General features: G+C 69.3%; 15 protein-coding genes. 6 read left to right on the forward strand and 9 right to left on the reverse strand.

Translation table 11 applies throughout. The annotated features are described in order from the left end of the window. Window positions 1–2 precede the first annotated feature (2 nt). The 4 genes from P9849_RS05995 to xerD all read left to right on the forward strand — a co-directional run bounded on the left by P9849_RS05995 (window position 3) and on the right by xerD (window position 5082). Window positions 3–1730 (forward strand): CTP synthase, encoded by a 1728-nt coding sequence (locus P9849_RS05995; RefSeq protein ID WP_278268736.1) that lies wholly within the window; start codon window positions 3–5, stop codon window positions 1728–1730. A 129-nt stretch (window positions 1731–1859) separates the two neighbouring features. Continuing rightward, window positions 1860–3215 (forward strand): acyltransferase, encoded by a 1356-nt coding sequence (locus tag P9849_RS06000; protein ID WP_278268737.1) that lies wholly within the window; start codon window positions 1860–1862, stop codon window positions 3213–3215. A gap of 134 nt (window positions 3216–3349) precedes the next feature. Then, complete coding sequence (locus P9849_RS06005; protein ID WP_278268738.1) at window positions 3350–4063, forward strand: NUDIX hydrolase; 714 nt, start codon at window positions 3350–3352, stop codon at window positions 4061–4063. Window positions 4064–4134: 71 nt separating this feature from the next. After that, complete coding sequence (gene xerD / locus P9849_RS06010) at window positions 4135–5082, forward strand: site-specific tyrosine recombinase XerD (protein WP_278269114.1); 948 nt, start codon at window positions 4135–4137, stop codon at window positions 5080–5082. 39 nt (window positions 5083–5121) lie between these two features. Here the strand turns inward: xerD and P9849_RS06015 are convergent, their stop codons facing one another. The 3 genes from P9849_RS06015 to P9849_RS06025 all read right to left on the reverse strand — a co-directional run bounded on the left by P9849_RS06015 (window position 5122) and on the right by P9849_RS06025 (window position 8601). Next, a complete protein-coding gene (locus P9849_RS06015; RefSeq protein WP_278268739.1) occupies window positions 5122–6114 on the reverse strand; it encodes an NADP-dependent oxidoreductase in 993 nt (330 codons plus the stop codon). Window positions 6115–6242: 128 nt separating this feature from the next. Further along, on the reverse strand, window positions 6243–7934 hold the full coding sequence (locus P9849_RS06020) for a LamG-like jellyroll fold domain-containing protein (RefSeq protein ID WP_278268740.1): 1692 nt from the start codon (window positions 7932–7934) through the stop codon (window positions 6243–6245). Between the two features lie 10 nt (window positions 7935–7944). Continuing rightward, the gene (locus P9849_RS06025) at window positions 7945–8601 is read right to left on the reverse strand and encodes a hypothetical protein (RefSeq protein ID WP_278268741.1); all 657 of its coding nucleotides are present in this window, start codon (window positions 8599–8601) and stop codon (window positions 7945–7947) included. A 485-nt stretch (window positions 8602–9086) separates the two neighbouring features. Here P9849_RS06025 and P9849_RS06030 point away from each other — a divergent pair, with 485 nt between their 5' ends. Continuing rightward, on the forward strand, window positions 9087–9461 hold the full coding sequence (locus tag P9849_RS06030) for a hypothetical protein (protein WP_278268742.1): 375 nt from the start codon (window positions 9087–9089) through the stop codon (window positions 9459–9461). A gap of 58 nt (window positions 9462–9519) precedes the next feature. Here P9849_RS06030 and P9849_RS06035 read toward each other — a convergent pair whose 3' ends face one another. From P9849_RS06035 to P9849_RS06055, 5 genes are all read right to left on the reverse strand, one after another. Further along, window positions 9520–9960: an iron-sulfur cluster assembly accessory protein gene (locus P9849_RS06035; RefSeq protein WP_278268743.1), complete on the reverse strand. Its 441-nt coding sequence runs from the start codon at window positions 9958–9960 to the stop codon at window positions 9520–9522. Window positions 9961–10049: 89 nt separating this feature from the next. Next, complete coding sequence (locus tag P9849_RS06040) at window positions 10050–11435, reverse strand: alanine racemase (protein ID WP_278268744.1); 1386 nt, start codon at window positions 11433–11435, stop codon at window positions 10050–10052. Beyond that, window positions 11432–13060 (reverse strand): FAD/NAD(P)-binding domain-containing protein, encoded by a 1629-nt coding sequence (locus tag P9849_RS06045; RefSeq protein ID WP_278268745.1) that lies wholly within the window; start codon window positions 13058–13060, stop codon window positions 11432–11434. The genes P9849_RS06040 and P9849_RS06045 overlap by 4 nt, the downstream gene beginning before the upstream one ends. After that, a complete protein-coding gene (locus tag P9849_RS06050; RefSeq protein ID WP_278268746.1) occupies window positions 13057–14043 on the reverse strand; it encodes a pyridoxal-phosphate dependent enzyme in 987 nt (328 codons plus the stop codon). Before P9849_RS06050 ends, P9849_RS06045 begins: the two co-directional genes overlap by 4 nt. Window positions 14044–14413: 370 nt before the next feature. Next, window positions 14414–14758 carry a helix-turn-helix domain-containing protein gene (locus tag P9849_RS06055; RefSeq protein ID WP_278268747.1) on the reverse strand — a complete coding sequence of 115 codons (345 nt, stop codon included), beginning with the start codon at window positions 14756–14758 and terminating at the stop codon, window positions 14414–14416. A 96-nt stretch (window positions 14759–14854) separates the two neighbouring features. Here P9849_RS06055 and P9849_RS06060 point away from each other — a divergent pair, with 96 nt between their 5' ends. Then, window positions 14855–16147 (forward strand): MFS transporter, encoded by a 1293-nt coding sequence (locus tag P9849_RS06060; RefSeq protein WP_278268748.1) that lies wholly within the window; start codon window positions 14855–14857, stop codon window positions 16145–16147. A gap of 70 nt (window positions 16148–16217) precedes the next feature. On the opposite strand, the gene P9849_RS06065 is transcribed toward P9849_RS06060, so the two are convergent. Further along, window positions 16218–17372 carry a hypothetical protein gene (locus P9849_RS06065; RefSeq protein ID WP_278268749.1) on the reverse strand — a complete coding sequence of 385 codons (1155 nt, stop codon included), beginning with the start codon at window positions 17370–17372 and terminating at the stop codon, window positions 16218–16220. Window positions 17373–17401: the final 29 nt, after the last annotated feature.

Here is a 17401-nt window from a genome sequence, read left to right on the forward strand (position 1 = left end):
GGGTGATAGGCTTGAACTCCGTGGTGCAGCGATCCAATTCCCGTGTAAATTCCCGCTTCCAGGACTCCGGCAAGATCACCAAACAGATCTTCGTGACCGGCGGCGTGGCTTCCTCCCTCGGCAAGGGCCTGACTGCTTCAAGTCTGGGCCACCTTCTCCGGGCTCGTGGCCTTTCGGTCACCATGCAGAAGCTCGATCCCTATCTGAATGTCGATCCTGGAACGATGAACCCGTTCCAGCACGGCGAAGTCTTCGTCACGGACGACGGCGCCGAGACCGATCTGGACATCGGCCACTACGAGCGCTTCCTGGATGAGAATCTTGACGGCTCCGCCAACGTGACCACCGGCCAGGTGTACTCCACCGTCATCGCCAAGGAACGCCGCGGCGAGTACCTCGGTGACACGGTGCAGGTCATCCCGCACATCACGGACGAGATCAAGCGCCGTATGCGCCTGCCCGCCGAACCGTCGGCCGGGCATGAGGTCCCTGACGTCATCATCACCGAGATCGGCGGCACCGTCGGTGACATCGAATCCCAGCCGTTCCTGGAGGCCGCCCGTCAGGTGCGCCAGGACGTCGGACGAGGCAACGTCTTCTTCCTGCACGTCTCCCTGGTCCCGTACATCGGCCCATCCCAGGAACTGAAGACCAAGCCGACGCAGCACTCCGTGGCGGCTCTGCGCTCCATCGGCATCCAGCCCGAGGCGATCGTGATCCGCTCCGACCGTGAGGTGCCGGAGGCCATGCGCGAGAAGATCGGCCGCATGTGCGATGTGGACAGCGACGCCGTCGTGAACGCGGCTGACGCCCCGAGCATTTACGACATCCCCAAGACCCTGCACGCCCAGGGCCTGGACTCCTACATCGTGCGTGCCCTGGATCTGCCGTTCAAGGACGTGGACTGGAGCAAGTGGGACAAGCTGCTGGAAGCCGTCCACAACCCGCGCCACGACGTCGAGATCGCCCTGGTGGGCAAGTACATCGACCTGCCGGACGCGTACTTGTCCGTGACCGAGGCGCTGCGGGCCGGCGGCTTCGCCAACAACGCCAAGGTCAAGATCCGCTGGGTCCCCTCGGACACCTGTGAGACGGAGGCCGGCGCCAAGGCGGCGCTGGATGGCGTGGACGCCATCTGCGTTCCGGGCGGTTTCGGCATCCGTGGTCTGGAAGGCAAGCTCGGCGCGCTCAAGTTCGCCCGTGAGTCCGGCCTGCCGGCTCTGGGCCTGTGCCTGGGCCTGCAGTGCATGGTCATCGAGTACGCCCGCAACGTGGTCGGCTTGGAAGGCGCGTCCTCCTCGGAGTTCGAGCCGGATTCCAAGTACCCGGTCATCGCCACGATGGAAGAGCAGATCGACATCGTGGACGGCAAGGGCGACCTCGGCGGCACCATGCGCCTGGGCCTTTACCCGGCCGTGCTGACCGAGGGCTCCGTGGTCGCGGAGACCTACGGCGCCACCGAGGTGGGGGAGCGTCACCGTCACCGCTACGAGGTGAACAACAAGTTCCGTCCGCAGATCGCGGAGGCCGGCCTGGTGTTCTCCGGCACGTCGCCCGACGGCAAGCTCGTGGAGTTCGTCGAGCTCCCGCGCGACGTCCACCCGTACTACGTGGCCACCCAGGCTCACCCGGAGCTGAGCTCCCGTCCGACCCGCCCTCACCCGCTCTTCGCGGGTCTGGTGCAGGCCGCTCTGGTCCACTCCGGCGCGCTGGAGACCGCCGCCCAGTAGGGCGCCCATCTCAGCAGGGTTTCCGCATGAAGGGCGGGTGGCCCGGTCAGACCGACCGGGCCACCCGCCCTTCGTCATGTCCGGCTGAGGCACTTGTTAATCCAGCGACTGGAATATTAGGCTGAGTCCATGAGTCAGCCTCACGCCCCCGCAGCCCGGCCCGCGATCCCCGCCGGGCGTGACCTCACGCTGGACCTCGCCCGGGTGGCCTGTGTCCTGGTGGTCGTCTTCGTGCACCTCGTCCTGGTGGGGGTGGGTCGCAACCCGGACGGCTCGCCGCTCCTCGACAGCCCGGTGACGGGATCGCGGTGGGTGGCCCCGGTCTCCTGGGTCGCGGAGATCATGCCCCTCTTCTTCGTGGTCGGCGGATTCGCCGCACGGACGGGATGGGACTCCGCGCAGGCCCGGGGCGAAAGCCCGGGCCGCTTCGTCCGGTCCCGCCTGGCCCGCCTGGCCCGCCCTGCGCTCCCGCTCTACTGCTTCCTCGCCACCGCACTCCTGGTGGTCAAGCTGATCGGTCTGGATCCGGCGCTCGTGAGCGCGGTGGAGGTCCCCGTCGGCTCTGTCCTCTGGTTCCTCGGGGCGTATCTTCTGGTGCAGTCGCTGGCTCCGTGGATGATCCGCTGGCACGAGCGTGCCCCCTGGCTCACCCTGATCGTGCTTCTCGCGGCCGCCCTGGTGGTCGACATCATCCGCCTGGTGGTCGGCATCTGGGCGCTCGGCCTCGGCAAGATCGACCTCAACGGCTACGGCACCGGGGACGAGCTGTTCGGCATCCCCAATGTCGCCTTCGTGTGGCTGTTCGCTCAGCAGATCGGATTCTGCCTCAAGGACGGCTGGTTCTCCCGTCTCAGCTGGTGGCAGCTGCTCGGCGTGGTCGCCCTTGGATTCCTCGCCATCGGCGCCCTGGTGGGCTTCGGTTCGTATTCCACGAGCATGCTGAGCAATCAGTGGCCGCCCACCACCCCGATCGCGATCCTGGCGCCCATCCAGGCCGCGCTCTTCACCCTGCTGCGCCGGCCGCTCACTGCTCTCATGCGCCAGCGCTGGCTGCAGGCCGTGGTGTTCGCCGCCGGCTCCCGGCTCATGACGATCTATCTGTGGCACGTCACGGCGATCGTCGTCCTCACCGGGATCCAGCTTCTTCTGCCGCTGCCCATGCCGGCTCCGGGTTCCACCGCCTGGTGGCTGACCCGGCCGATCCTCCTGGTGGCCGTCTTCGCCGTGGTCTGGGTGATCTCCCTCGGGACCTCACGGCTTGAGCGCCCGGTGCCGGAACCTGCCGGGACCCGCGTCAGTCCAGCCGCGACCGTCGCCGCCGTCGTGCTCTTCGTCCTGCCGTCGATCGGCATCTCCGCCTACGGTCTGGACCTGCCGCTCGCCATCGGCGCGGTGCTGTGCACGGCGGCGTCGCTTCTGCTGATCGTCCCGCGGGGGAGCGCACAGGCGTCCCGACCGACGACCGCGGGCAGCGTCGCCGCCTGAGCCGGCCACAGGGCGCTTCCGCTGGGCCCGGCTGAGGACTTCCCGCCGCTCAATCACCGACGCCGGGCCTCGGCGAGGCTATTGTCGATAGTGGGGATGCGCCACTCGCCGTCCCCGGTGAGCGAAGGAGAAGCATGACCCAGTCACCCGGCGCTGAACAGCACGGACAGCCCGACGGAACCCCTGGTGCCCCGCTGGCCGACGCCGTCCACACCCGCCCCCTCGCGGAGCGGAAGACGGTGTTCTCGGGCCGGATCTGGGACGTCGTCTCGGACACTTTCTCCCTCACCGACGGCGGGCCGACCATGGTGCGCGACTACGTCGACCACACCGGAGCCGTGGCGATCATCCCGGTCGACGAGAAGGGGCGGATTCTGCTCCTGAAGCAGTACCGTCACCCCGTCGGCATGGACCTCTGGGAGGTGCCCGCGGGCCTGCTGGACGTCGAGGACGAACCGCCGCTCGACGCCGCCGCCCGCGAACTGGCCGAGGAAGCAGACCTCCGCGCCGCCGAGTGGCACGTGCTCGTGGACTTCTTCAACTCCCCGGGTGGCTCCTCGGAGGCCCTGCGGGTGTTCGTGGCCACCGGTCTCAGTCCGGTGCCCGAGGCGGACCGCCACGTGCGCACGGATGAGGAATCCGAGTTCGAATACGCCTGGGTCTCCCTGGACGAGGCGGTCTCCGCGATCCTGGCGGGGGACATCCACAACGTGTCCACCGTCGTCGGAGTGCTGGCGCTGCAGGCCGCCGTGTCCCGGAGCGGAGGCGAGCTGACGGGAGCGGCGCTGCGTCAGGCCGGTCTCCGCCCCGCCGAGGCGTCCTGGACCGCGCATCCCCACTTCCGGTGAGCGCCCCGAGCGCCGGCCCTGAGACGTCGGCGGGCACCGCGGCGGGCAGCACCGAGGCCGCCGCGAAGCCGGTGACGCCGCCGACCGCCGTCGAGCGCGCCATCCGGCAGTACCTCCAGCACCTTTCCGTGGAGCGGGGACTGGCGCGCAACACGCTGCAGTCCTACGAGCGCGATCTCAACCGCTACGCCCGGTTCCTGGCCGCCGAGGGGTTCCGCGAGCCACAGGACATCGAGCGCGGCCACGTGAGCGCTTTCGCTCAGGCCCTGCACGACGGCGCGGACGGCGGCACGGCGCTCGGCGTGCGGTCGGCGGCGCGGACCATCGTCGCGGTCCGGGGCTTGCACAAATTCTGGGCTCTCGAGGGACTCACCGTGAACGATCCTGCCCATGAGGTCCGCCCGCCCATGCCCGGCAAGCGGCTGCCGAAGGCGATCCCGTTCTCGGAGGTCGAGCGCATCCTCGAAGCCGCCGTCACCGACACTCCGGCAGGTCTCCGGGATGCGGCTCTGCTGGAGTTCCTGTACTCGACCGGCGCCCGGATCAGCGAGGCCGTCGGACTGGATGTGGATGATCTGGCGCTCGCGGGTGAGGAATCGGACGGACCCGCTCTGGTGCGGCTCTTCGGCAAAGGCTCGAAGGAGCGGGTCGTGCCGCTGGGCAGTTATGCGGCCCGTGCGCTCGAGGCGTACCTGGTGCGCGGACGGCCCGTTCTCGCGGCGAAAGGCAAGGGAACTCCCGCCCTGTTCCTGAATGTCCGGGGGAGCAGGATCAGCAGGCAGAGTGCCTGGGCGATCCTGAAGGCCGCTGCGGAACGTGCCGGGATCGAGCGCGACATCTCGCCCCACACGCTCCGGCACTCCTTCGCCACCCACTTGCTTGAGGGCGGCGCGGATGTCCGCGTGGTCCAGGAGCTCCTCGGCCACGCGTCCGTCACCACCACGCAGATCTACACCCTGGTCACCGCGGACACCTTGCGTGAGGTGTACGCGGCCGCACACCCGCGGGCGCTCGGCTGACACGCTGCCGGGCTCCGCGGGCGGTCCGCAGCGAGCGGGTCAGGTCCCGGCGGCCGTGTCCTCGTCCATGACGATGACCAGTTTGCCCGTGGTGCGGTCGGTCTCTCCGGCCTCGTGGGCCTTGGCGGCCTCCGCGAGAGGGAAGGTGCCGGCGATCGTGGCCTTCAGCGAGCCGTCGGCCGCCAGATCGGCGATCGCCTGCATGCCTGCGTGATCCGCCTCCACCAGGATCAGCTTGACGCGCACGCCGAGACGCTCGGCCTCCTCGCGCAGGCCTTTCGCGGGTCGCGGCAGCGTCGAGATGAGGATTCCTCCGGGCCGCAAGGTGCGGAGCGACCGGAGCTGGTAGTCGCCGCCGATCGTGTCCAGGACGATGTCCACGTCACGGACCGCCTCGGCGAAGTCGGTCTCCCGGTAGTCGATGACCTCGTCGGCGCCCAGCCCCCGCAGGAACTCATGCTTGGGAGCGCTCGCCGTGCCGATCACGTACGCGCCACGCGCCTTCGCGATCTGGACGGCCAGGTGCCCGACGCCCCCGGCCGCGGCGTGGATCAGCACGCGGTCACCGGGCGCGACGCCGGCGGTGTCGACGAGCGCCTGCCACGCCGTGAGCGCGGCGAGGGGGAGCGCGCCCGCCTGGACGTGGTCGATCGCCGCGGGCTTGTGCACGAACGCGCGAGTGGGGCCGACGACGTATTCGGCGTGGGACCCGACGCCGTGCGGGTAGGGCAGCATGCCGAAGACCTCATCGCCGGGCTCGAAGAGCGTCGACCCGAGTCCCACCGCCTCGACGACGCCGGAGACGTCCCAGCCGAGCGGCACCGACGGCTCCGGGAACCAGGACTGGCCCGCCCGGTGCTTCCAGTCGGTCGGGTTGATGCCGGCGGCGTGCACGCGTACCAGGATCTCGCTGATCCCGGGCTCCGGACGGGGAAGGATGACCTCGTGGATCTCCTCGGGGCCGCCGAACCGGTCCTGGCCGGCGGCCTTCATCGTCGCGGTGTTCTGGTCGTCAGATGCAGTGTCGCTCATGTCCTCCACCCTGGCACCGGCGGTGGGCGAGGACAAGGCTTTCCGCCGGTGGCGTACTGCACACCGAGGTACGGGCGGGCGGCGTCGCGGGGAGCGCGCAGCGGTGCAGGACGCAGGACTCCGCGCGGCTACCGGCCGGCGTCGTAGTGGCTGGAGACCTGGGCGGCGGTCAGCGCGGTGGTGTAGACGGCGGCGTACTGGATCGACCCGTTGAAGTAGGACGGCCCGTTGTAGCCGGTCCCGTCGCCGTTGGCCCAGCCGGCGAGCGTGCCGCAGCCGACCTTCCAGTACCCGTTGTAGGCCTCCCCGGTGGTGACGGCGGTGTTCGAGCCGACGAGCACGCCGTCCACGTAGAGTCGCATGCCCGCCGAGGAGAGCACCGCGACCGTGTGGTGCCAGGCGCCGTCCGCGTAGCTCTTGCCCGCCGCCGTGGACAGCGTCCGCACCGCGTTGGGATACACCCCGAAGACGATCCGGCCGGCGGTGTCCAGGTAGAGGTGGCGGTCGTTGTTGGCGTCGGCGCTGCTGTTGGTGGCGGTGCCGAATCCGATGATCTTGCCGTTGCTCGTCGAGGTGGTCCGGAACCAGGCTTCCAGGGAGAAGGTGTTCGGGCCCGCGTTGAGGCCGGGGATCGACAGACACTGATTGCCGGCGAAGGAGGCCGAGACGGCCGGGGTGTCCCGCGCGCAGCCGATGGACGTCGTCGTCGTGGGGGTGATCAGATACGTGGCCGTGCGGGAGTGGCCGGTGAAATCGCTCTCGCTCCGCGCCGCACCCGCCGCCAGGGCGTATGCCCCGTACGTCGAAGCGGCACCGAGGCTCGACTCCGCCTGCTTGCAGGTGAAGAAGGTGCGGGTGCCGGAGGTGTCGGTGCTGTTCTGCACCGTGGCGGCGAAGGTCCCGTGCGTGCTCAGCGAATTGACCAGCGCGACGGCGAGTGCGGTCAGCGCCGCGATGACGGCGAGAAGGATCACCCCGCGACGCCGCGTGCGGGAGTCCTGGGTGTCCTCGTCCCCCTCCGGGGTGTCCCCGGCCGTGGCGGGCCGGATCAAGAGCGCTGCCAGCAGCGGCACGAGACACGCGACGATCACGAGCGCCTGCTGCCACCACTCCAGGGCGGGCAGCGGATTGATGATGTAGTGGCCCGAGGCGTTCGTGGTCGTCACCTGGGTCACTGCGTCCTGCCCGCTGCTGAGCCGCTGGTCGCCGGCGCTCATGGGGAAGAGCCCGGTGTTGACGACATGCATGAGCACGCCGTCGCGGGAGTCGGCGGGACGGTACCCGAGCATCTGCATATTGGTCCAGGGGCGGAGCCACAGGGAGATGGCCGCGACCACGAGTGAGCCGCCGCCGAGCCGAACGCTCTGCTTCCAGACAGGGTTGTCCCGGCGGGAGCGCGCGAGCAGCTCGACGATCAGCCCGCCGAGGAGCAGCCAGGGGAGGGCGCGCACGGCCCAGCCGAGACCGCGGCTGCTCCACACGACCGAACCCACGACGTCGTCGGTGGGCACGCGCCAGCCGTCCACCGCGCCGTTCAGATCGCCTTTCGTGGTCAGCCGCTGAGGCGTCTCGGCGATGATCCGGTGCGTGTAGACGCGGTTGTCCACACGGAACGTCGCGATCTCCCCGACGTCGTACGCCGGCTGCGGATGAACCACCACCAGGGAGCCGACCGGCAGCGTCGTGCCCATGCTGGGCGTGGTGACCGCGAAGACGCGGTACCCGCTCAGGAGGAACACGGCGACGCCGACGACGAACAGAATCCCGGCCCCCGCCCCCCAGAGGGCGAGAGCCGGGCGTCTGCGAACCAGAATGCTCAAGGGACAGACCTCAGGAGGAGAACGTCCAGGTCAGCGGCTGGCTCAGCTGCAGGCCGGAGTACGTGTTGCCCGTGGCCGCGGGGACCGTCACGGCGAACGTGAAAGGCACCGTGGTGCCGGCCGGAACCGAGGAGGCAGCCGTCTTGGCCAGGATGTCCACCGGGGCGTTGAAGGCGGCCAGGGTGCCGCTGTAGATCGTGCTGGAGCCCGAGGTCACCACGAGGGTCACCTTGGAGCACAGGTCCGTGGCCGTGCCGTTGACCGGGCCGTTGTTGCTCTGCGCGCAGGCGGCGGGGCTGAGGTTGAAGGCCGACGCCGGGACGGTGCCGGTGTTCTTGATGGTGATCTGGGTCGAGACGGTCTGCCCCGGCACCATGGCCAGGTTGCCGCCGTACTTGTTGATCGTCGCGCAGGTCGCGGTGTTGGTGGAGATCGAGCCGCCGTCGGTGCTGTTGCACAGGATGGTGCCGGCCTGGTTCGCCTCCTGCATCGACAGGCTGCCGAGGCCGGCGGTGTCGGTGCTGTTGGTGATCGAAGCGGTGAACGCGGCCAGGGTCGGCGACATGCTGAGCGCCAGCGCGACCGAACCGACGGCGCCGGCGATCACGATGGGCAGATTGCGACGCAGACGGCTCTTGCGGGCAGGGGTGATCGAATCAGACTTCAAGGTTTCCTCCAAGAAACGGGCGGCATTCCGTGCGGCCCTTCATGAACCCGCGGTGCGCTGCGGCGATGTCGCCCGGCACGGCAAAAGTTCTCACAATACTCGAGTGAACTATAGGGGGACGTCAGGTATTTCTGCCAATCATCAAAGGTGTCCTAACATTGCGGGCGGACCCGACAAGATGCCGCATGGAATACCGAAAATTTTCTGTTAGCCGATTTCTTCGGATGGGGGCCTACGGGACGTGGCGCGAAGGGCCTTTTCTGTCATCCCATTCTGAGGTCGTCAAGGGTATTCGGGAGTGCGCTCGCGCCGTAACCGTCGAGGTCACCGGCCTTTCTGCGAGAGGTGTCGATCCGGGGAGTATTTTGTCCTCATGAATGAGAAACCCGGAGTCGGTCCGCGCCTGCTGATTCCGGCGGAGATCGGCGAGGAATGCCGTGCCGGCCGGAGGGCGAGCGATGTCTGAGTCAGGCGGGGAGCGGATCATGGGGAAATTGAACTGGCGGATTCCCCTCCCGTGGCGCGGGAACTCGAGGGCGCGTCGTCGTGTCGAATTGATGACAGATTTGTCGCATCTGAAACGACTTTTAGACGACTGTGATGTGCGGCACTGGCCTTCCTGGGCGTCCCAGGGTCTTGTCCTTCTGGAAAGCGATGAAACCCGGGGCCTGTCGCACATCAGAAGGGCTTATGGCGGCATGGGCAGCCTCAATGACGTCGTCATCTCGGTCCGGAATGGCCATCGGCTCGCCGTTGAGGACGAAGGGGTGGTGAACGAACAATTCAGGGCACTCTGTTCCTCGGTCTATGACCACACCGTCTGGTTGCTGGAGGATCTCGAGGGGAAGCGGCTCCGGTGAACGATCGGCGGCGTGTGGTGCTCCCGCGCTTGTCGTGCGACGGGTGGTCGGCTGCTTCTCAGGTATGGCCCGTCTGACGCTTCCACGCTGCGGGAGGTTCGAAGTCGTCATCCCACGGCATCGGCCGGTAGGAGCAGCACTCCGGCCGGCCCGGCCCGGGCCACGGCTCTCCGAATGATCGTCGGCAGGCGCACACCTGCGGCGTGTTGGGGTTCCGTAGCACCCGGAATCGGGGAGGGCGCAGCCGCGCGGCGTAGTCCAGCGTCGCTCCAGGCAACACTCCTCGTGCCCGTGGAGCCACGAGGAGCCACGCCCCAGGGCAGCCGTAGCGCTCCGCGCCGGTCACTCCGGGGGACTCGTCATCCACCACGCTGAACGCGTAGACGGACCCACAGCACCCGCCGTCTTCGGCGTCGATCATGATGGTGCCGCCGAGCTCTGCGATCTGTGCGATCGCTGCCTGTGTCACCGTGAACGGCGGAAATGTGGTGTTCGTCATGAGGGAAGTTCTACCTGCCGGCACTGACATTCCACCGCCGAATTTCCGTGCCGAGCGGAGAGTTTCCGTGCCGAGCGGACAGCGGGTCCTCAGGACTCGCCGTCGGGGATCCAGTCGCCGTCTCGGTGCACGAGATTCTGTGCGAGCGGCAGCTGATGGGACGGACTCTCGAGGATGTGCATGAGATATCCCGCGGTGTTGAGGAACACGGCGATGTCGCCTCGTGCCACGCCCTGGGGGAAGGCCAGGCGCCGTCGGAGGATCAGCTCCTCCTCGATGCAGTAGGCGCCGACCAGGAACGCCTCGCCCGGCGCCGACGGTGTTCCGGCCCGGGAGGGGCGCAGCCAGCGCGGATCGATCAGGACGTCAGCCGACGTCGAGCGCATCTGTGTCCGGTTCATCTGCAGCCCGACGAGCGGCACGCCATCGCTGGTCGTCTTACGGAAAACGACCTCGGCGAGGGTCACCCCGCAGCCGTCCAGGACGGAGCGGCCCGGTTCGCAGCGCAGCTGCAGACCCCGTGAGGTCAGGAGTTGCGCGGCTGTGGTCCCATCGACCGGCGTGCTGAGAAGAGCGGTCAGCCAGGCTCCGCGGGTCTCTCGCTGCCAGTACGGATAGAGGGCGGGGGACGGCCGGTCCAGGGCTGGGTCGGTGAGTCCGAGGCGGTCGCCGCGCCAGGTCAGCGTCCCGTCGGCGTCCGCGGCCAGCGCCTGCCAGAAAGCCCGCCACGACTGTTCGTCCTCGAGGTAGCTCATGGGGATCCCGCCGCCCATGTCGATGTACCCGACCGGATGTCCCGCGTCCCGGAGCCGGTCGATGAACGAACAGGCCTCCGCCAATGCCAGGACGCGGTGCTGCCGGTCGTAGCCGTTCAGGTGGAAGTGCACCCCCTCGACCTCCAGCAGCTCGCCGCGGTCCCTCAGGAACGCCAGCCACGAGTCCGCCGTGAGACCGAAGCGCGTCGGCGGAACGCTGGGATGCGTCACAGCGAGGCGGAGTGCGACGCGGGCCCGGATGCCCTCCTTCGCCGCGATGGCTACGACATCCGCCGTCTCGTCCACGTTGTCGAGGCTGACGGTCACCCTGGACGTGATGGCCAGGGTCAGGAGCGCCTTGTCCTTCACCGCGGCGGTGACGATGATCCGCCCGGCCTCGACGCCCCGGTCCAGGCACTGCTTCAGCTCGGCGTAGGAGGCGACGTCGAGACCCGCACCCGCATCGACGGCGGCGGAGATGAGCGAGAGTGCCTTGTTGGCTTTCCGCGCGACGAAGACGCCGACCTCGACCCCGAGGTCCGCGCCGGCGCGGGTCAATTCGCCGATGTTGCGCCCGAGCGGGCCGAAGTCGAGCAGGTTCAGTGCCGAGCCGTGGGCGGACAGCAGGTCGGCACACTGGTCCGGATCGGCGAGCAGCTGCTCCATCCAGGGTTCGGTCCGGCCCGTCAGCGGCGGGAGGCCATGGCACAAGCTGGTCATCGTGAGTTCCGTTCGTGATCGGGGAAGGGGAGTGCGGCGATGGGGGACCGGGCTCCGGCGACCCATTCCGCCACCGCCCGGGACCAGCGTTCGCCGTCCTGGTGGAGAGTCCTGTTGAGGGTGTCGTGGCCGATCACCGGGTCTTCCGTCGGCCTTCCGAGCGCTGCGAGGCCGGGGGACGGCTGTCCGGACGGCGCCAGGCAGACCCCGTCGGGACGGGTGAACACGCCTCGCTCGCCTACGCGGACCGTCACGTGGCCGCGGGCCAGCAGGGAGGCCCAGAGATCGTCGTGCGCCGGGGCGGGGTCCAAGGCGTCCGCCGGCCGTGTCAGGACGCCGGGGCCGGCCGTCACCGCGCGGAGGGCAGTGCCCACCGTGGCGGATGCGTCCGAGCGCCCGGTCGTGCCGCCCGTCAGGAGACCTGCCTGGTGCAGGGCCTGCAGCTTCGACACGGTGGCCGGAGGAGGACCGAACGCCCATTTCTCGAGCCGCGCGGCGCGGCGGCGCCAGCGCTCCCAGAGTGCTGGGTCCCGGGTGCTGCGCTCCAAAGACCGCACGACATCCCGGTACCCGGCCGACCAGGCGCGGCCCCACCACCAGGCCGGGTCGCCGTCGAGCACTCCGTGGGCCCGTGCGAGGCCCTGCGCCCACTGCACGGCGGCGGAAGCCCGGGGCGTTCCCTGATCCAGATGGCGCATCAGCTCGTCGCTGCCGAGTTCGATTCCCTCGGTCCTCGCCGCGGCGCTCGCGGCGTCGGCGAACGTCCTCCACCACGCGTCATCGGGCTCGCCACCCGTCGGCACGGCGGAGGTCACGGTCAGGACGGCGTCGAGGACGCGGCGCTGGTCGGTGGCCGGTTTGGGCAGCATCATCTCTCCGGAACGGGAGGCCAGCGAGATCAGGCGAGGCTCCGCGCCGGACGCGGTGTACTCCAGTTCTCCCTCCGGCGTGCGGAGCCATGCGCCTCCGCGGCCTTCCGTCACGTCCAGCACGACGTCGATCGCCGTCAGGGCGGCTCCGGTCACGGTCAGCGGGCCGGTCCTGTCGGCGCCGTCGCCGCGGGTGATGAGCCGGTGATCCGCCCCGCCGGCATCGGCATGCCCGGTGCAGAGCGCGACGATCGGTGACCGCCAGAAGACCGGACCGTCCGCGGTGGCCACGGAGGCGCGCCAGGAGTCGCCGTCCCGTTCGACCTCGGTGACGCGACCTGCGCAGTGCCGGAGCTCGAGCCGGGGCGAGGAGGCCAGCCGCTCGGCGGTCCATTCGAGGTAGCGGCCCACCTGGGCGCGGGGTGGAAAGGTCTCGCCGGCCGTTCCGGGATAGCTCCGCCGTTCCCATTCGCGGTACGACTCCGGAACGGATGGGCAGCGGAGGTCCACGATCCCGGCGTCGACGTTCATCCTCAGATGTGCGGGCTGTTCCGGGTCCCAGACGGCGCCGGGACCCGGCGGGGCAGGATCGCACAGGGTGATCCGGAGCGGGGGCCGGTCGGGACCGAGCCCGGCCAGACGGGTGTCCAGCTCCGCCAGCGCCATCAGCGCCTTCGGGCCTGCGCCGACGAACAGGACGTCGCACCAGGCCGCGCCGGTGGTGGCGGGACCTGCGCTCGGGAGGAATGCCGTCATCGGGGACTGAACGGGTTCGCCCGCTCCAGGGCGGTCTCGACCGCCGCGACGTCGCCCAGATTTCCCGCCACCCACTCGTCGTCATACACGGTCGGGAGGTAGGGCAGCCCACCGTCGTGGACCAGCATGCCCACCGTGGTTCCTGCGTCCAGCGATTCCAGGTCCTGTCCGATCGCGGCGACGATCGCGCCCGTCGAGGCGCCGGACAGAATGCCCTCGCGACGCGCGAGCAGTCGACAGCCCTTCACCATGTCCAGCTCGGTGATCCGGCGCACCGCTTCCGGGCGCGCCTGCCGGGACAGATCCGTCACGAATCCCGCGCCCAGGCCCGGCAGGCGGCGCTCGCCGCGCTCGCCGTCGAACAGCACCGACCCCGCGGCGTCCACCGCGACCAGGACGGTCGGCCACCCCGCCCGTTCGATGGCGCGCTGGCAGCCGAGCAGTGTGCCCGTGGTGCTCACCGCCACGTACAGACGGTCCGGGGGCGCGCCGAGTGCGGCGACGAACTCGGGCAGGGTGGTGAGAGCGTGGGCGCGGGCGTTATCGGTGTTGCCATACTGATTGGTCGTCACCGCGCCGGGGATCTCCTCCAGCAGGTCCGCGACTTTCAGGACCCGAGCGCGGAGGCGGTTGCCGTCCTCGGGTGTCGGCACCCGCACCACGCGCGCGCCGTACGCCTTCATGGCCTGCAGCGCCGCGATGTTGGCGAATTCATCGACGACGGCGACCATCTGGACGCCGAGCAGCGCGCACTGGCGGGCGAGGGCGCTGCCGAGGTTCCCTGACGTGGATTCGACCACCGTGCCACCCGGCACGAGATCGCCGCGTTCGATCAGTCCGGCCAGCAGGGACGCCGCGGTGCGTTCCTTGGTGCTCCCGGAGACCTGCAGGAGATCCAGTTTCGCGACGACCTGCACGGGGGAGTGGTCGCCGAAGAGCCGGTCCAGGGACGTCACGGGCGAGGGGACGAACGCGTCGTGCATGCGCACTGCGGCCGGCCCGTGATCAGAGGTGCGGACGGTTCCGGGGTTCTCGTCATCGAACGGTGCGCGAACATGTGCTCCCCATTCAGGCGCCGCGAATTCAGGCTCTTCCTGCTGCGAGGTCGTGTATCCGTGTAGTCCGAGGTGACTGTTCATCAAACCCTCTCCGGCTCCTGATCGAGAAGCCTGGCTGTGATCGGAAAAGCCTGGTCATTCGACCCTATCGCGCTGGTCAGCGCAGGATAACCCCCCTTGTGGCAGTGCCGTAGGTGGGCGGGGGAGGAGGCCCGGAGAGGAAAGGGCAGGGGTATTGGACAGGCGTTATGTTTCGGTGTGGCAGCAGTCGCCCGCGCCGGAATTCATCGACGTTCTACGGGGTTTGACGGGCGTCGGCAACGTCGCCGGCGTCGTCCCGGGCGATGAGGGCCAGCAGGCCCGGGAAGCGCTCCTCGATGTCCTCGCGTCGAAGAGTGACGCCTCGCATGTTGCCGCGGTCGACCTGGCGCACGAGACCCGCCTCGCGGAGCACGCGGAAATGGTGGGTCCGGGTCGACTTCGTGACGGGCAGCCCGAAGCTGGTGCAGGTCCGTTCGATTCCGGGTTCGCTGTGGAGGAGATCGTGGATCACCCGTCGCCGCAGTGGGTCACTCAGTGCGCTGAGGACGTGGCCCAGCTCGATCTCCGCCGTGTCGGGGTGGCCTTCCGCATCCGCCATCTCGTCGCCTCCTCAAGGTTCTACTTGCATCATACCTTTGGTGATGGGCATCATAGGTTCGTAATAGCTCGTACCTTCGTTCAAAGGCGTACCTCTATGACCGTGCGTGAAGAACAGACACCCACGACGACCGCGCCGCACCGGGCGGTGCTCCCCGTGATCCTGCTGGCTCAATTCGTCATCCCACTGTCCATCGCCGGCACCGCGGTGGGACTGCCGTCGATCTCGGTCGAGCTCGGCGCGGAACCGGTGCTCCTGCAGGGCATCGTGAACGGGTTCAACATCGCGTTCGCCGTGTGCACGCTGCTCTGGGGAGCGGTCGCGGACCGCATCGGGTCCGGGCGGGCTTTCTCCCTCGGCGTGCTGGCGGTGGTCCTGGGTTCGATCCTGAGCGCGGCGAGCCCATCCCTCGTGGTGCTCGACATCGCCCGTGTCCTCGCCGGGGTGGGCTCGGCCGCCGTCATCACCGGCGCGACGGCGACGATCCACTCGGCCTTCCAGGGGCCTGCGCGGGCGCGGGCCTTCGCGGCCTTCGGCATGGTGAACGGTCTGGGGCTGGCGGCGGGCCCGAGCCTGTCCGGGGCGCTGATCGGTCTGCTGGGCTGGCGCGCCGTGTTCATAGTCCATGCCGTCGTGCTCATCGCGGCGCTGGCCGGCAGTCGCGTGCTGCGGCGCCTGCCCCGGACCGCGCCGGTCTCCGGCGGTCCACTGTTCGACGTCGGGGTGCTCCGCAATCCCGGCTTCCTCGCGATGGTGCTGATCCCGGTGGCGGGGGCGGTCGGGTTCGTGACGTTTCTGACCTACCTGCCCGCGGCGCTGCAGGCGATCCACGGGTTCACCGCCGGTGGGGCGGGATCCCTGATGCTCGTGATGACCCTTCCGGTGCTCCTCGCCCCGCCTCTCGTGCACCGGGTGATGGCGCGGCGTCCACGGGTCGACGCCGGGGTGGTCAGCGTGGGGGCGCTGGCGTGCCTCCTGCTCGCCGCGGCGGGGTTCGCCGCGCTGCGACCCGACGTCCCGGTGTGGTGGGCCGTGCTCCCGATGCTCCTGGCCGGCGCCGGTTTCGGATTGCCGCTCGGCGTCGTCGACGGAAAGGCCCTGAGCTTCGTGCCGGCCGAACGGAGCGGGACCGCGGCCGGGCTTCTGAACTTCTTCCGGATCGGGAGCGAAGCCCTGTTCGTGGCGCTGTACGCGGTGGTCCTGACCGCGGCGGTCCGGGCGCAGCCAGGGACGGCCGGCGTCGCTGAACAGATCGCGGCGGGGCAGCCGGGCCATAGTGACGTGTACGCAGCGGCGCTCGCCCCGGTGCTGTGGGGGATCGGAGCGGTGGTGCTCCTGCTCGGGGTGGGCTTCGTGGCCCTCTACCGCCGGGCGGTCGGGCGGCGGTAGCCGCCGGATCAGGCGTCCCCGCACCTCATGAGGTGAGGATGATCCATCCTTCGCAGGCGGGCGCTCGCCGTCACCCTCGCCGCTGCTGCGCGATCCAGGTGTGTTCAGCGATGGCGCCGCTCACCTCGTCACGGAGCCGTGTTCCTTCGGACTGCCGGTAGAGATCGCGCGCGAAGTACGGCGACTCCTGCTGGTAGGGAGCACTGTTGTGAATGGCCGCAGCGAGCCGTGACAGGAAGGTGTGCCCGCTGCGCTCGTATAGCCGGACCTCCGATGGGTTGAGCCGGATGAGGGCCGAGCTGTCGATGAGTCCGCTGTAGCTGTACCGGGCGTCGAGGTAGAGATCTTCACCTTTTCTCACCAGGAACCAGCTTCCGGCGGCATGAGCCACATATCGCATGCCCCGTTGTTCGGCGGCCAGCCGGCCGGGGTCGCCCCATCGTTCGACAGGAGGGACCGGACTCATGGGCCGGCGTCGTGCCTGGTCGAAACTGCAGTACTGGAATTCGGGCCCGTCGTCGCGGAGGAGGGTGAAGCACACCGTGCGCGCGCACCGCAGACACCGCAACTGGCTTTCCGCGCGCTCCATGAGACCGGAGGCATGCAGCGGCAGGAGATCATCCAGCCGTAGCCAGTGGGCGTCCTCCTTCAGGGAACCCGCGGCGGACAAGGCCTGCACGGTCGCATCGATGTCGACGGCGCCTGATGACGTCCGCCGCAGCAGATCGGAGCACCCGGGGCAGTCGTCGTCCTCGGGCGAGGGGACCAGCCCCGGCTGGTGCGCGGTGAGCGTGAGACGGAGCAGATTGCCCGGCATCTTCCAGCCGTCCGGGGTGAACGTCGCGGTGACGAACCCGCGGTCGAACGCGAAGTACGGCGTCCGGACTCCCGCGAAACTCGGCTTCTTGCCGAGCGCGGATTCGAGGTCCTCCAGCGTCGCCCGGTTTCCCGCCCCGACCCACTCGTGCAGACGGACGTGCCGGGCGCCCTGCGCCACGTGCAGCACGACGGCGGCCACCGCGCCGTCGTGCAGGATGATCTCGCCACCGGAGCGGAACCGCAGCCGACGGACCTGCCGTGGCGGCTCGCCGACACTGCGCTCGTGCGTGGAGGAAGGCTCGGTCCCGAACTCCCGGAGGAGTTCTTGAACACGGGGGTCGTTCTCCTCGGCCCTCAGCACGCGGAGCACTTCGGACAGACGGTTGCGGGAGGGAACGGTCTTCATCCGGCCATTCTCGCCGAACAACCGGGCAG

Origin of the sequence: Arthrobacter sp. Y-9, assembly GCF_029690065.1 — a bacterium.
Taxonomy (GTDB): domain Bacteria; phylum Actinomycetota; class Actinomycetes; order Actinomycetales; family Micrococcaceae; genus Arthrobacter_E.

What these genes read in the sequence shown, in the direction of transcription:
- P9849_RS06065 (WP_278268749.1), bottom strand. Translation starts at nt 17,372, where the DNA reads ATGAAGACCGTTCCCTCCCGCAACCGTCTGTCCGAAGTGCTCCGCGTG.
- P9849_RS06035 (WP_278268743.1), bottom strand. Translation starts at nt 9,960, where the DNA reads ATGACGAACACCACATTTCCGCCGTTCACGGTGACACAGGCAGCGATC.
- P9849_RS06060 (WP_278268748.1), top strand. Translation starts at nt 14,855, where the DNA reads ATGACCGTGCGTGAAGAACAGACACCCACGACGACCGCGCCGCACCGG.
- P9849_RS06005 (WP_278268738.1), top strand. Translation starts at nt 3,350, where the DNA reads ATGACCCAGTCACCCGGCGCTGAACAGCACGGACAGCCCGACGGAACC.
- P9849_RS06030 (WP_278268742.1), top strand. Translation starts at nt 9,087, where the DNA reads ATGGGGAAATTGAACTGGCGGATTCCCCTCCCGTGGCGCGGGAACTCG.
- P9849_RS06055 (WP_278268747.1), bottom strand. Translation starts at nt 14,758, where the DNA reads ATGGCGGATGCGGAAGGCCACCCCGACACGGCGGAGATCGAGCTGGGC.
- P9849_RS06050 (WP_278268746.1), bottom strand. Translation starts at nt 14,043, where the DNA reads ATGCACGACGCGTTCGTCCCCTCGCCCGTGACGTCCCTGGACCGGCTC.
- P9849_RS06045 (WP_278268745.1), bottom strand. Translation starts at nt 13,060, where the DNA reads ATGACGGCATTCCTCCCGAGCGCAGGTCCCGCCACCACCGGCGCGGCC.
- P9849_RS06040 (WP_278268744.1), bottom strand. Translation starts at nt 11,435, where the DNA reads ATGACCAGCTTGTGCCATGGCCTCCCGCCGCTGACGGGCCGGACCGAA.
- P9849_RS06015 (WP_278268739.1), bottom strand. Translation starts at nt 6,114, where the DNA reads ATGAGCGACACTGCATCTGACGACCAGAACACCGCGACGATGAAGGCC.
- P9849_RS06000 (WP_278268737.1), top strand. Translation starts at nt 1,860, where the DNA reads ATGAGTCAGCCTCACGCCCCCGCAGCCCGGCCCGCGATCCCCGCCGGG.